Below are 13731 nucleotides of genomic sequence, written 5' to 3' on the forward strand. Positions count from 1 at the left end.
GGTGCCTGGCACCGGCCTGGCACCTTATCCACCACTCATTAACAATTATGCGCGTCTTGTCGGCGAACGCCGCAGAACTGTCCGATCCGCCGCACACTTCGGACCAGAGTTCGATGCACCTTAACGCAAGGCCGCCTCCACGATGCATGCCAGCAGAGCGGGGAAATCCAGACCGGCGGCGGCCGCCGCCTTGGGCACCAGACTGGCATCCGTCATGCCCGGCGTGATGTTGATCTCCAGGCAGCAGGGCCGGCCGTCAGGGCCCAGGCGCCAGTCGGTGCGGGTGGCGCCCCGGCAGCCCAGGCTTTGGTTGAGGGCGGCCGTCCACTCCCCCAGGCGCTGGGCCAAGTCCGCGTCGAGCGGGGCCGGGCAAAGGTAATCCGTGCCGCCGCTGTACTTGCGCCGATAATCGTACCAACCCCCGTCCCGCGGGCGGATCTCCACCACGGGCAGGGTGCGGCCGTCCAGCCAGGCACAGGTCAATTCACGGCCTGGCACAAAGGCCTCGACCAGGGCATCGTCGCCCAAGGCATGCACCTCGGCCAGCGCCGCCGGCAAGTCCTCCGGTTGCTCGACGATGCGCACGCCCACGCTCGAGCCCATGCAATTGGGCTTGACCACAAGCGGACCTGCCGGCAGCATGTCCTCGACCTCCAATGCGGCGCCCCGGGGCACGAGACGGCCAGGGGCCACGGGCAGGCCCAGGCCTTCCATCCAGGTGCGGGTCCGCGCCTTGTCCATGGCCAGGGCGGAGGCGAGGGAGGGGCTGCTGCTGAGCGGCAGGCCCAGCAATTCGCAGAGGGCCGCCAGGTGCCCATCCTCCCCGAACCCGCCGTGGAGACAGTTGAAGACCAGGTCGGGCGCCTCGGCGCGCAGGGCGGCGACCAGGGCCTCGACCTGGGCCGGCTCCAGGCGAAGCAGGAGGGGCGATTCCTCGCGCGGACCCTGCCCGAAGGGGAAGGCGGCCAGCGGGGCAAGCTCCCGCGGGCGCAGCGGGTCCAGCAGACGCAGCTCGTGGCCCAGGCCGCTGAGGGCCTGGGCGCAGGCGTGGCCGCTGGCCAGGGAGACCTCGCGCTCGCCCGTCTCGCCGCCCAGCAGCAGCAGGATGCGCGCCATCAGCGCCCCCCCGCCGCGCGCTGCTCCCGCCGGTGGGCGCTGAGCAGCGTGTTGCGCAGCAGCATGGCGATGGTCATGGGACCCACGCCGCCGGTCACCGGCGTGATCGCCGCGCAGCGTGGAGCCACGGCGTCGAAATCCACGTCCCCCACCAAACGCGAGCCCTTGGGGGCGGAAGGATCCTCGATCCGGTTGATCCCCACGTCGATCACAACGGCTCCCTCCTTCACCATGTCGGCGGTGACGAAGCGGGCCCGCCCAATGGCGGCGATGAGGATGTCGGCCTGGCGGCAGATGGCGGGCAGATCCCGGGTGCGGCTGTGGCAGATCGTGACGGTGGCGTCGGCGCCCTCCGCCTTCTGCACCAGCAGGCTGGCCATGGGCTTGCCCACGATGTTGGAGCGCCCCAGCACCACCACGTGGGCGCCCGCCACGGGGATGCCGGACCTCTTCAGCATCTCCTGGATGCCAGCCGGGGTGGCCGGGGCGAAGGCGCCGGGCAGCCCCGCCAGCACGCGCCCGGCGTTGACGGGGTGGAAGCCGTCCACGTCCTTGTCGGGGTCGATGCGCTCGATCACTTCCTGCTCATCCAGATGCCCGGGCAGCGGAAGCTGCACCAGGATCCCGTCCCAGGCGGGGTCGGCGTTGAGTCGGTCCACCAGCCCCAGCAGATCCTCGCGGCGACAGTCCGCCGGCAGGCGGAAGATCTCGCTCAACAGGCCGGCCGCCTGGCAGGCCTTGTGCTTGCTGCGCACGTAGACCTGGCTGGCGGGGTCCTCGCCCACCAGCACGGCGGCCAAGCCCGGAGGCCGCCCGCCCCGCTCCGTCAGCGCGGCTGTCTCCGCCGCCACCTCGGCCTGGATCTCCGCCGCCATCCGCTTGCCGTCGATCACCATCGTCATCCCCGTCCTCCTTCACTGGCAGCCCTAAGTCTGTTCTTGCCCATCTTTCACCCTGTCCGCCGTCCAGGGCCGTGAATCCCGGTAGCCGCCCGCGTAGTGCAGATAGACGGCCAGGTTGTAGAGCGGCTCGTTCATAGGCAGGCCGCAGGCCTCCAGGCGGACCAGCAGGCGGTGCAGGCCCAGGCGCCAGGCGAGGCCCAGCAGTCCGGCGCCGCGGCCGCCCTCGGCGGCGGGCAGGAGGCGGTCCAGCTGCAGGTCCCGCCGGAGCTCGGGATGTCGCTCCACCAGGTGGTTCAGGCCCTCCCGCCCCAGGCGCTCCAGATTGGCGCAGTGGGTGGCGAAGGAGCGCTCCTGGGCGTGCAAGGCGCGGGCCTCCCGGCAATAGACCAGGCGGCCTCCCTTCTCCCCCAGGCGCAAGCCCATGTCGATGTCCTCGCCGCCCCAGCCGCGTAGACGCTCATCGAAGGGACCGGCCTGGGCCAGCAACCCGTGGTGCACGCTGCTGTTGCAGGTGTAGAAGTAGCGGGGCGGCATGGCGGGCTGGTCGCGGAACTTCCACGGGCCGCGGCGCTCCAGATAGCGCTGGTGGGCTTTCAAGCCGGCCCGGCGCCGGCGTTCGGCGGCGGGGTCGGCCGCCAGCAGGGCCATCTCCCCCACGCCCCGCGGCTGGTTGTCATACACCATCTCGCCCACCGCCACGACAAAGGGATCGGGTTGGCAGGCGCGCAGGCGGCGCACCCAATCCGGTCCCACCCGCAGGTCGGCGTCGAGGAAGAGCAGCCACTCGCCCCGCGCCGCCGCCAGGGCGGCGTTGCGGGCCGCGCTGCGGCCCCGGTTCTCCGGCAGCTCGACGACGACCAGGGGCAAGTCCCGCCAGGCGCCCGGCTCCACCTGGGAGTCCAGCGGACCGCCCCCGGCGCCGCCCCGCCCCCGTTCGAGCATGGAGCGGCTGCCGTCCCGCGAACCATCCAGGACGACCACCACCTCCCACGGCAGTCCGTGGTCCTGGGCGCGGAGGGAATCCAGGCAGCGCGCCAGGAGAGGCCCGTCATTGTAGCTGGGGATGATGACGCTGATTTCCACGTCGGCCCGATCCTCGCTTGGGGGACTCAAGGTGGGGATCCGGGCTGCTTCGTGCCGGCTCCCGATCCGCCGCCTGGACCTTCCGGCTTCCGGAAGAGGGCCAGGAAGGCCTCCTCCTCGCGCTCCCAGCACAGGTCGGTGGCGGCGCTGCGCAAGGCGCCCTGCCAGGCCGCCACGCGGGCGGGATCAAGCAGGACCTCCAGCTGACGGGCGATGGCGGCGGCGTCCCCAGGGTCGGCGCAGCGCCCCACCTGCCGCCCCAACACGACCGAGGCCGTTTCGGGCAGGGGGCTGGCCAGGACGGGCAGACCAGCCTGGATGTACTCGAAAAGCTTGTTGGGCAGCAGATAACGGTAGGAGAGACCCAGGTCCGGCACCAGCACGGTGCCCACGTCGGCGCCGCGCAGCAGATCCTCCAGGTGCTCGGGCGGCACCTTCCCGGCGAAATGGATGCGCCCGCCCCAGGGCAGGCCGGCGGCGTGGGCGCGGTGGAAGGACTCTCCCGGCCCCTCCCCGAAGTAGACCAGGCGGGGGGGTGCCTCCCCGGCTCCGCCCAGGTGGCCCATCGCTTCCTGCAGGGGGCGGAAATCGTAACCGGGCCAGAAACCGCCGGCATAGGCCACCACCGCCGCTCCGCCCAGGCCGGGCAGCAGGTCGCCCAGGGGCCGCCGCCGCTCCGCCTCCCGCTCACGCCACGAGTGGACAGGCAGGTTGCGCACCACGGCCACGCCGGGCAGGCGGTACTCCTCGGCCAGGGCGCGGGCAATGGAGCCGCACACGGCGCAGGAGGCATCGGCCCGCCGCATGCCGTGCCCCTCTCCCCAGCGCCAGAAGGCGGCCACGGCCGGCCGCGCGCGGTTGGTGGGCAGCTCCGCGTAGTACTCGCGGGCATCGTAGACGAGGCGGAAAGGCCGGCGGCGCCGGGCCAGCGCGGCGGGAAGCAGGGCGGGCGGGTCGACGGCCAGCACGCAGTCCGGCCGCTCCCGCAGCACCAGCCCGTGGAACCAGGACATGAAGCGCAGGAAGTAGGCCTTGCGGCGTCCGGCGCGGGGGTTCTCCAGGCGGTGCAGGGGACGGTCGCGCCAGAAGCGGGAGAGCGGCGCCGTGCCATTGTCCACCCAGGTGGCCGCCACCTCGTGCCCGGCGCGCTCCAGGCTCAGCGCCATCCGTTCCTGGCGGCGCTCATGGGACAGCTCCGACAGGATGCCGATCAGGATGCGCACGGTCCGCCTCCCCCGGGCGGGTCGTCCACCCGGTCAAGGGCCAGGCCGAGGGCGCCCTCCCGTTCCCGCCAATGGGCGGCCACCTCGCCCAGGCCGGCGGTCCAGCAATCCGGCGCGGCGATCCGCTGCAGCAATCCCTCCAGCAGCTCCCGCCGCCCGGGGAAGTCCGCTTGGCAGAGGGTGTGGGGGTGCCAGTTGACGGTGAGCAGGCCGCGCCCCCGCCGCACCAGTTCGAGGACCTCGCTGCTCTGGCGGGCCGCCGCCGGAGCGGTCAGCCCCTGCTCATCGAAGAGCTGGCTGTCCATGAGGATGAGGGGCAGCTCGAGGAGGGGGCGCGCCCGGCCCGCCATGTCCACCGGGCGGAATGGCAGGCTGGTGCCGGCGCGGAAGGCGGGACGGTCGTTGAAGCCCAGGCTGCTGTCCACGGCCAGGCCGGCACCCTGCTGGGCCGACCAGGTGCCGTCGACCAGGAAGCGCAGCCAATGCTGACGCACCACGGCCGTCCCTCCGCCCGACAGCCGCTCCAAGCGGTGGCGCTCGGCGGCCAGGCGCGAGGCCGACCGGTGGCTGCCCCAACCTCCGTGCAGGGCCGTCTCGAAACCGCGCCGGCGGATGCGCGCCAGCAGCCCCCGCACCTGGGCCCGGTCCAGGTGGTAGCGGAAGGTCTGGTGGTCGCGGGGCCTGGCCAGGAAGAGCAGGGTGGCATGGAGGCCGTGGCGCTCCTCCAGATCCATCAGCTCGTCCACAAGGAACCAGGGATCGGCGCCGCCGCGCAGGCGGTCCAGCAGTTCGCGCCAGCGGCCGGCCAGCTGCCGGCGACGGCCTTCCAGCAGCCAGCGCGGACTCTCCAGCAGCAGGCGCAGGGCGCTGCGCAGACGCCACTTGAAGAGCATGTCCACATCATGGCTGAGGGCGACGGCGAAACGGGCGCGACCCGGCCAGCGGGGCAGGGCGCCCGCCTCCTCCTCGTGCGGTTCCAGGTCCAGCAGGCGGGCGAGCAGGCGCAGGATCTGGTCCACCCAAGGCGTCAGGGCGAGATGCCGCTCGCCGGCGGGCAGGTCCTCCAGGCGGGCGTGCGCCCAGGCGGCCGGCTCCTCGCGCTCGGCGGCGCGGGAGATGGCGCGCAGCACGGGGCCGAGCAGATCGAAGCCCGACTGGATGAGGGTCTGGTTGTCGCGCGAGGTCCAACTGAAAGGGACGCCGCCGCCCAGATAGCCCCAGGGCAGGCCGCTCCCGCCGCGGAAGCGCACCAACCCGCCCATGACGGGAATGGGGCCGGGCTCGACCCAATCGCTCCGCGGCACGGCGGAGGGGTCGGGGGGAGGCAGGAAGAGCACGATGCGGGGCGCGGGCGGCGGCTCCAGCTGGAGCGGCATGCCCAGCACGATGAGGCGGGCGGGCGCCAGCTCCGGCGAGGAAATGCGGCGCAGGCGGGCACCCAGTCCGCAGGAGAGGAAGGCGAGCAGCGCATCCAGCCCCGGCGGATGCGCGGCCCCCACCGGATAGACACCAATCTCGATCACTGGGTGCGGCATGGCCGAAAATAGGATTTCCCCGGGCGCGCCCTCACACCTCGCCCAGGAAGTCCTCCATCGCCTCGGCGACCAGACGCGGCGATTCCAGGGCGGAGAGGTGTCCGCAGTTGCCGGGAACCACCACCAGGCTGGCCGCCGGCATGAGTTCGGCCATGCGCCGGTGGTCCGCGGGCGTGCTCATCTGGTCCTGGGCGCCGCACAGACAGAGGGCGGGGCCGGCGAAGGCGCGCAGGGTCCCCCCCATGTCCTCGCGGGTGAGCAGCAGGCGCAGCTGGCGAACGAAGAGGCCGGGCGCCTGGCGCCGGAACATGGCCCGCACCCGCTCGCCGTGGTCGCGCAGGCTCTGGGGGGCAAGCAGCCGGGGCAGGAACTCCTCCATCACCTGCTCGAAACGCCCCTCCTCCAGCCGGCGGATCACCTCCCGGCGGGCGGCCACGGCCTCCGCGCCGGGCGCCTCGCAGGTCGTGTCCAGCAGCAGGAGCCGCTTGACCGCCGACGGACAGCGCGCCGCCGCCGCCATCACGACACTGCCGCCCAGGGACAAGCCGCCCAGGTCGAAGCGGCGCAAGCCCAGGGCCCCCAACATGGCCAGCAGTTCAATGGCGCACTCGCGCACGCTCTCCTCGCCCTCCGACTGGAAGATGAGCAGGCGCCGCCGCCGGGCCAGGCGGTCGGCCTGGCCGGCGAAGAGCTCCTCGTCGCACATGAGGGCGCAAACAAGGGCCAGGGGGCTGCCCTGGCCGCGGTCACTGAGCAATTTCACCGATCCATTCCCCCCTGCGCCACGGCGCCGCCCCAGGCAACCGGTCGGGCTTGGACCCTCGCTGGGCTGCGCACCCATGTCGAAGCCGCTTCCTTGTAGATCTCGCTGCCCCTGCCGGCGGCATGTGCCGCCGACAGACCCGCTGCCAAGGTCGGGCAGGGCGCTGGGGAGCGCCCGACGGCCAAGTCCGGGAGGCTGCTTGCATCAAGCCCCATCAGAACTCCTGGCTGAGACGGAGCACCACCTTGAGGAAGCTGTCCTCGCGGTCGCCCGCCCACGATTGCCAGTCGAGACGACCGCTCAGCGCCAGTCCCTGCCGCCAGTTCCAGTCCACCTGGCCTCCCAGGTCCGTCCGGGTGAAGGCCTGGTCGGTGCTGGCGGACTCGCTGGTCACGCTCTGGAACTGGCCGCGCACCGTGCCGTGCAGACGCCCGCCCAGCCAGGAGCGCCCCAGGGCGGAACGCAGGTTCCAGTAGCCGTAGTCGGCCAGGGTGGCGTCGTCGTAACTGCTGCCGTAGACCGTCAGGCCCGCCTCGAGGCGCGTCGCCAGGCCGACGACCACCTGCCAGCCCAGGCCCAGCTGGTTGGCGCCGAAACTGCGGTCGGCGCGCAGGTGGAGAGCCGGGTTGGCCGGGTCCACCAGACGGCCCACTTCGTCGCTGTAGCCCTGGTTGACCAGACTCAAGTTCCACTGGTGACGTCGCCCCAGCCAGTCCAGGCTGCCCGAGAGGCCCAGGCGCAGCTGGGTCAGGCTGCCCTCGATCTGCTGGCTGTGGGCTTCCAGCCGGTCTGTCTCCGTCGCGTCGTCCGCCACCAGGTCGTCGGCCTCGTTGGCCTCCTGCTGCCGGTCAAGGCCCAGGCGGACCTGCAGGTCCCGTCCACGAGGATACCAGCCCAGCCCCAGGCTGAGCATGTCGCGCGTGGTGGTGCCCACCGAGGAGTCGTACTGGCCGTCCAGGTTGTCCGTCGTCCGGCCCAGGCCCAGATCGGCGTAAAGCTGGTTGCCGAGGAGGCGGACACGATCGCTCACGCGGATTTCCTGCTGGTCGGAGCTGAGGAAGCTGTTGCCCAGGCTGCGGTAGGCGCCGCCCACCCGCCGGAAGTCGAGCGAGGTCTCGTTGGCGCCCAGGGCCAGCTGCCAGTTGGAGCTGAGCGCCATGGAACTGAGGAAGTCCCCGTCGGCCAGGTCCATCGGGCTGAAGTAGGGGTTGATGATGATGATGTTGTCGAAGGTGGACGGGTCGGGGATGCCGTCCCCGGCGCCGATGGTCGCCATGTCCTCCTTGGTCCAGGCGCCGTCCGTGATGTTGGAGTTGTGCAGGGAGAAGGCCACCTGGTTGCGCCCCGACAGCCGGCCGCGCAGTGCGTTGAGATCCAGGCGCGCCGCCAGGGCGGCGTTGTCTTGGGGACTGATGCGGGCCAGGCTGTCCGTGCCCCACTCCGCCGGTGGCCGCGGATCGATGCTGGCCGCGTCGTCCTTGGCCTTGAGCACGCTCAGGCCGCCCTCGAGGAGGCCGTAGCGCCGCCCGAAGCGCAGGTCCGCGGCGTAGAGGCGGCGGGTGAAGGCGCCGGCGAAGTCCACCACATGATGGGTATCCACGTCGACGATGGAGCTGCGGAAAATGGGATCGCGCGCCTGCTGGGCGCGCCCGCCCACCAGGTGCAGGCCGAAGCCCTTGAGATCAGTCTCCAGCTCCAGGCCGCGCACGCGGGTGCCGCTCAGCAGCAGGGAGCTGTACTCGGGCTGGCGATCGCCCACTCCCAGCAGGAATCCCCGCCGGCCGGCCTCCAGGTTGAGGCGCGACTGGGGTTGCAGCTCGTCGCGCTCGAGGTCCAGGGCGGAGAGAAGGACGCGCCCCTTGAGGGTCCAGACCGCCTCGCCCTTGCCCCGCCAGGCGCGGAAGGAGGCCTGGCCGGCATGGTAGCGCTGCCATTGGTCGCCGCGGCTGTCCAGGAAGTCCATGTTGAATTCCTGCCAGGCGTTGGCGGCAAAGCCGCCGGGAACGGCATCCGGCGCCGCCACCCGTACTTGCAGGTGCTGGGGTTGCAGATCACGGCCCTGGCGGTCCTTGAGGCGCAGTTCCACCTGGTGGAGGCCGGGCGCCAGCGGACCGCGCCAGGTGAGTAGCCAAGGGTCCGCCTCCACGCCGGAGACGCGCTGGCCGTCGATCCAGAGCTGGCCGCCGGCCAGATCCACCTGGTCGTCCAGGGCCGAGAAGGCGAGGAGGGCCTCCTCCCCCGCCTCGATCTCCCGTTTGCTGAGCAGCTCGACCAGGGCCAGTTCACCGGCCGGGGCCAGCGCCACACGCCAGCGGCCATTGGCGGGCAGGCGGATCAAGCCGCCCTCCACGCGGATCTCGGCGCGGTAGGCCAGCTCGCGGCCACTGAGACGTTCGGGCGGCACCTCGAAGACGATGCGACCGGCCGCCAGCTCCACCGGGGCCAAAGGCTGCACGGTGCGGCCGTCCAGTTCAAGGTGGAGCAAGGCGTCGACCGGGGCCTGCCGGCTGTCTGGATCGAGGAACTCCAGCCGCAGCGGGCGGGTGCTGGGCGCCTGGCTTGGCGCGAAATGATTCCATCCGGCCTGGGCGATGCCGCACAGGCCGGACAACAGCAGGCCCAGGATCATCAACAACAGGCGACCACGGAACATGTGACTCCCCCCTCTCGCAGGCCCGCGGCGCCTGGCGCCACGGGCACGGCCGCCGGGGGAACCCGGCGGTTCCCCCGGCGGCCGGCCATGCGGCCCGACCTGCCCCTCAGGTCCGCCGCTACTCGTAGAACTCGATGATCAGCGTGCGCTGCGCGTCGCCGTCGCTGATGGGCACGGTGACCCGCCGCAGCTCGCCACGCTCCAGGCCGATCTGGTCCTCGGCCGTGGTGGGCGCCACCGAGGTGCTCCGGCCGTCGGAGCGTCCCGTTTGCCCCATCACCACGTCCAGCGTCTCGCCCGTGGTCTTGGACATGAGGGAGACGATGCCCTCCTCGGCAATGATCTCCGTTCCATCCTCCCGCGCCCGGGTCCACCAGGCCGTCCCCTTGACCGAAGCGACGGAGGTGGGCGTGGCGATGCGGAACTCCCCCTGCTGGCGCGTCACCTTGCTCCACAAGGTGCCCGCGCTCATCTCGACCTCCTTGTCCGTCCGGCCCGCCTGCCGGTTGGCATGCAGCGTCACCCGCGTCAGGGGGGTCAGCTTGAGCTGGCTCTTGTCGTCGGTGAAGACCAGCACGGCCCGTCCTTCCGGGCCGGTGCGCACCTGGTCGCCGTCGCCCAGGCGGGCGCCGGTCAGCAAGGCCTCTTCGCGGCCGTCCGCCGCCGCGGTGTGGAAGACCTCGCCCGTGGCCTTGACCGTCACGGCGACACTGGCGGCCCGCTCCTGGGCGGGCAGCGCCACCGCCGCTCCCAATGCAAGCACCAGGGTCAGGATCCAGCTGGCGGCGCGGCGCCCTTCCTTGAAGCGGTTCATGCTGCCCCCTACTCGATGCGGATGGACGCGATGTTCAACTCGCCCGCGGCCAGACGGCGCAGGAGATCCTCCAACTCCTCGCGGGTGACGACGCGCCCGTCGATGAGGATGGTGCCGTTGACGAAATAGCCCTCCAACAGGCCGGCGATGCCGGCCAGCTGACCCGGGGTCAAGGTGCCGAGCAGGTTGGCCAGATCGGGCTGGTTGCCGCCGCCCGGGCCCTGCTCCACACGGAAGACGCGGAGGGTGCTGGGGAAGCTGCGCGGCCCCGAGGTCGTGCTGAGCAGGGCCTCCACCCGCCACACGTACTGGCGGCCGTCCACCAGCGGTCGGGCGCTGGCGCCACCCAGGCCGTATACCACGCTGGTGGAGGACAGCTCCGCCTCCCACATGGGCGAACTCTCGATCGCCTCCAGCAGGCTGCCGTGGAAAACCGGGTCGTACTCGCAGACGCGCAGGCGATAGGCGCGGGCGCGGCCGCTCCAGGTGAAGGTGGGCTGGTCCGTCCAGACCCGGGAGGCGTCCCAGGGCATGAGCAGGTCCACCCGGCGCGGATCGTAGAAGGTGAAACTGGCCACGGCGGGGGGCGGTGTGGGGACCGGCTGGGAGAAGGTGATGCGCAGGGTGTAGGTGCCGGCGGGCAGGGTGTTGCCGCTGATGGCGTCGATGAAGCCGTCGTTGAACTCCCCGCCCACGCCGCGGAACTGGCCCAGCCCCTGGTCCTGGCGGATCTGGTTAAGACTGAAGGGACCGTAGGTGCCGGCGGATACCGCGCCCTGGGAAACCAGGCGCCCGCGCACCAGCCAGGCATTGCCAAAGCTGAGCTGCACTTGCATGTCGTACTGGAGTGGATTGGGGTCGGTGATTCCGAGGGTGACAAAGATTTCGTTGCCCACGCCGGTGAGATCCCCCCGCGGGTCCATGTCGCCCACGTAGTAGAGATCGTAGCCGGGGTCGGGGAACTGGATGGTGACGGTGGGGCTGGCCAGCGGACGGCTTGCCGCGCCAAGCAGCAGAAGCAGCCAGAGGCCACGGATGAAGGCGCGCATGGGGATCTCCTCCCTTGTGTCCCGGCCGGACGGCACCTCCGTCTCCGGGATCCGGCGACAATCAGCTATTGAACAAGGTGCTGCCTTGTGACGGTGCGCATGCGGACGGGGTGAGGCCGATTCATCGGGGCATGGACGCTTTACTGGCGAATGTAGTCCTGGAACAGCACCCGATCGATGGCACCCGCGCTCAGGAAACGGTTCAAGGCCGCTCCCAGGCTGTCCCGTATGCCCTCACGATAGGAAATGTCCGACAGAGAATCCTCGGTCATGGCGCTGAAGGTGTTGATCAGGTAGTCGCGCATGAAGGGCGTGCGTTGTTCCAGCTCCTTGGCCAGCTCCGGGTTGTGGGGATCGTACTCGAGGGACAAGCTGATCTTGAAGACCCGGCGCCCCTGGCTGCCCCTGGGGTTGATGATCAGGTCGGGAATGGGGTGGATGGCGCCGAAGTCGTAGGCCTTGGCTTTGGGTGCCGATTTGGCCGCGGTCGAACCGCCGGCAGCGCCGGACCCGCCGGCGGCCGCCGCCAGGCTGTCCTGCGCGCCAGGATGGGGCGCCGGGGCCAACCAATTGACGAGGAAGAACGCCATGACAACCTGCACGGCCAGGATCGCCACCACGATGCCCGCCTTGATCACCAGCTTCATCACGTACCTCAGTCCACCATGTTCTCAGTCCACCCGGCCCGGAGCGGGGGACTCCGGCCTGTCCCGTCATCGGCACATTCGCGCCAAACTTAAGCCCGCCCGGTCGCCGAGCGGGCGTCCTCCGCCGTCCCCACCGGCGCCGGACCCTCCCCGTCCCCCGGCGTCGCGCCACCCAGCGTGCGCCACATGGTCCAGCCGCCCAGCCCGCCCAGGAGCAGCAGGCCGGCCCCGGTCCAGGGACGCAACAGGAGCAGATGGCCGATGCCGAAGGTCATGCCATAGACGAGGGAGACGCCACCGGCCCAGGCCAACAGGCCACGGCCCACCCCCGAACCCCTTTTGCCCATGCCCTCCTGATCCGCCTTGACCGGCCCCCACCAGCCGCCCGGCCTGGTGCGCCGATAGAAGCGCCGCAGGTGCTCCAGGTCCTCCGGCGGCGTGAGGAGGGTGACCGTCAGCCAGACGACGATGGTGGCCGGCACCAGGATGACGGCCTTGTGGGCGGTGGTGAGGGTCACGCCGGCCAGCACGGGCGCAGTGGCGAAGAGCTTGTAGTGGCCCGGCGCCGCCTGCAGCCAGGCCATCGCCTCGAAGCCGAAGGCGATGACGATGGAGGCCAGCAGGGCGGACAGCTCGCTCCAGGCGTTGATGCGCCACCAGAACCAGCGCAGGATGAGCACGGCCCCGATCCCCGAACCCATCGCCCAGACAAAGATCCAGGCCTTCTCGATGCTGGTCATGAAAAGGGAGAGGCCGGCCGCGCAGGCGATGAGGGCCAGCACGGCGGCGCGGCTGGCCGCCACGTAGTGCCGCTCCGGCGCATGGGGCCGGATGAAGCGGCGGTAGAGGTCGTGCACGAGGTAGCTGGAGCCCCAATTGAGGTGGGTGTCGATCGTGCTCATGAAGGCGGCCAGGAAGGTGACGAGGAGCAGGCCCTTCAGTCCGGGCCCCAGCAAGGCGTTGAGCACCATGGGATAGCCCAGCTTGGCCTCGCTGCCCGCCAGGTCGGGGAAGAGCACGAGGCTGGCCAGGGCGACGAGGATCCAGGGCCAGATGCGCAGCGCGTAGTTGGCCACGTTGAACCAGAGGGTGGCTTTGAAGGCGTCCCGCTCGCTCTTGCAGGCCGCCATGCGTTGGATGATGTAGCCGCCGCCGTCGGCGTTGTGGCTGGCCCACCAGGTCAGCAGGATGAAGGTGAGGAAGGTGAGGAAGGGGCTGGCCAGCGGATCCGGCCCGGCGGCGCTCTCCATGGCCGGAACCATGTCCAGCAGATGGGGCGGCGCGGCGGGGGAGGCGGCCGCCCGGCGGGCCAGCTCGCCCAGTCCGCCCACCTTGCCCACGGCGATGACGGCCAGGGCGATGGAACCGCCCATGGCCAGCACGAACTGGAGCAGGTCGGTGACGGCCACGCCCCAGAAGCCGGACAACCAGGTGTAGAGGACGGCGATGGCCACCAGGATCCAGGTGGCGATGACGGGATCGACCTCCACCAGCACGGTGAGCACGCTGGTCATGCCGTTGATCACCCAGCCCATCACGATGAAGTTGTAGACGGTGGCGAACCAGCCGGCCTTGAAGCCGCGCAGCACGGCGGCAGGACGGCCGCCGTAGCGCAGTTCGATCAGCTCGTTGTCGGTCATCACCTCGGCGCGGCGCCACAGGCGGCTGAAGAAGACGACGCCCAGCATGCCGCCCAGGGCCATGTTCCACCACCACCAGTTGCGCCAGATGCCGTGGCCGCGCACCATTTCGGTGATGGCCAGCGGCGTGTCGGCGGCGAAGGTGGTGGCCACCATGGAGGTGCCCAGCACCCACCAAGGCAACTGGCGGCCGGCCAGGAAGAAGTCGCCCGTGGAGGAGCCGCCCCGCCGGCGCAGCAGCCAGCCCGCCCCCAGGGCGAAGCAGAGATAGAGCGCGACGATCAGCCAGTCGACAAAGGCCATGGC

Annotated in this window: 11 protein-coding genes; all 11 read right to left on the reverse strand. The window is 71.1% G+C overall.

Translation table 11 applies throughout. The features are described 5' to 3' along the window. Positions 1–120: 120 nt before the first annotated feature. Positions 121–1116, reverse strand: coding sequence for a D-alanine--D-alanine ligase (locus Q8O14_08665; protein ID MDP2360811.1), 996 nt, complete (start codon positions 1114–1116; stop codon positions 121–123). Beyond that, positions 1116–2018: a bifunctional methylenetetrahydrofolate dehydrogenase/methenyltetrahydrofolate cyclohydrolase FolD gene (folD, locus tag Q8O14_08670; protein MDP2360812.1), complete on the reverse strand. Its 903-nt coding sequence runs from the start codon at positions 2016–2018 to the stop codon at positions 1116–1118. The genes Q8O14_08665 and folD overlap by 1 nt, the downstream gene beginning before the upstream one ends. 24 nt (positions 2019–2042) lie before the next feature. Beyond that, positions 2043–3131, reverse strand: a complete 1089-nt coding sequence (locus Q8O14_08675) for a glycosyltransferase family 2 protein (protein ID MDP2360813.1) — start codon at positions 3129–3131, stop codon at positions 2043–2045. Then, positions 3128–4324, reverse strand: coding sequence for a glycosyltransferase (locus Q8O14_08680; GenBank protein ID MDP2360814.1), 1197 nt, complete (start codon positions 4322–4324; stop codon positions 3128–3130). Before Q8O14_08680 ends, Q8O14_08675 begins: the two co-directional genes overlap by 4 nt. Next, entirely contained in the window at positions 4312–5859 is a 1548-nt protein-coding gene (locus Q8O14_08685) for a polysaccharide deacetylase family protein (GenBank protein ID MDP2360815.1), read from the reverse strand. Before Q8O14_08685 ends, Q8O14_08680 begins: the two co-directional genes overlap by 13 nt. 31 nt (positions 5860–5890) lie before the next feature. Continuing rightward, a complete protein-coding gene (locus tag Q8O14_08690; GenBank protein MDP2360816.1) occupies positions 5891–6622 on the reverse strand; it encodes an alpha/beta hydrolase in 732 nt (243 codons plus the stop codon). A gap of 214 nt (positions 6623–6836) precedes the next feature. After that, positions 6837–9275, reverse strand: a complete 2439-nt coding sequence (locus tag Q8O14_08695; GenBank protein MDP2360817.1) for a hypothetical protein — start codon at positions 9273–9275, stop codon at positions 6837–6839. Positions 9276–9393: 118 nt separating this feature from the next. Next, on the reverse strand, positions 9394–10089 hold the full coding sequence (locus tag Q8O14_08700; protein MDP2360818.1) for a FecR family protein: 696 nt from the start codon (positions 10087–10089) through the stop codon (positions 9394–9396). 8 nt (positions 10090–10097) lie between these two features. Continuing rightward, complete coding sequence (locus tag Q8O14_08705; GenBank protein MDP2360819.1) at positions 10098–11138, reverse strand: hypothetical protein; 1041 nt, start codon at positions 11136–11138, stop codon at positions 10098–10100. Between the two features lie 140 nt (positions 11139–11278). After that, positions 11279–11785, reverse strand: coding sequence for a flagellar basal body-associated FliL family protein (locus tag Q8O14_08710; GenBank protein MDP2360820.1), 507 nt, complete (start codon positions 11783–11785; stop codon positions 11279–11281). An 89-nt stretch (positions 11786–11874) separates the two neighbouring features. Then, the gene (locus tag Q8O14_08715) at positions 11875–13728 is read right to left on the reverse strand and encodes a sodium:solute symporter family protein (protein MDP2360821.1); all 1854 of its coding nucleotides are present in this window, start codon (positions 13726–13728) and stop codon (positions 11875–11877) included. Positions 13729–13731: the final 3 nt, after the last annotated feature.

The sequence above is a fragment of the bacterium genome (genome assembly GCA_030685015.1).
Classification (GTDB): Bacteria; CAIWAD01; CAIWAD01; order CAIWAD01; family CAIWAD01; genus CAIWAD01.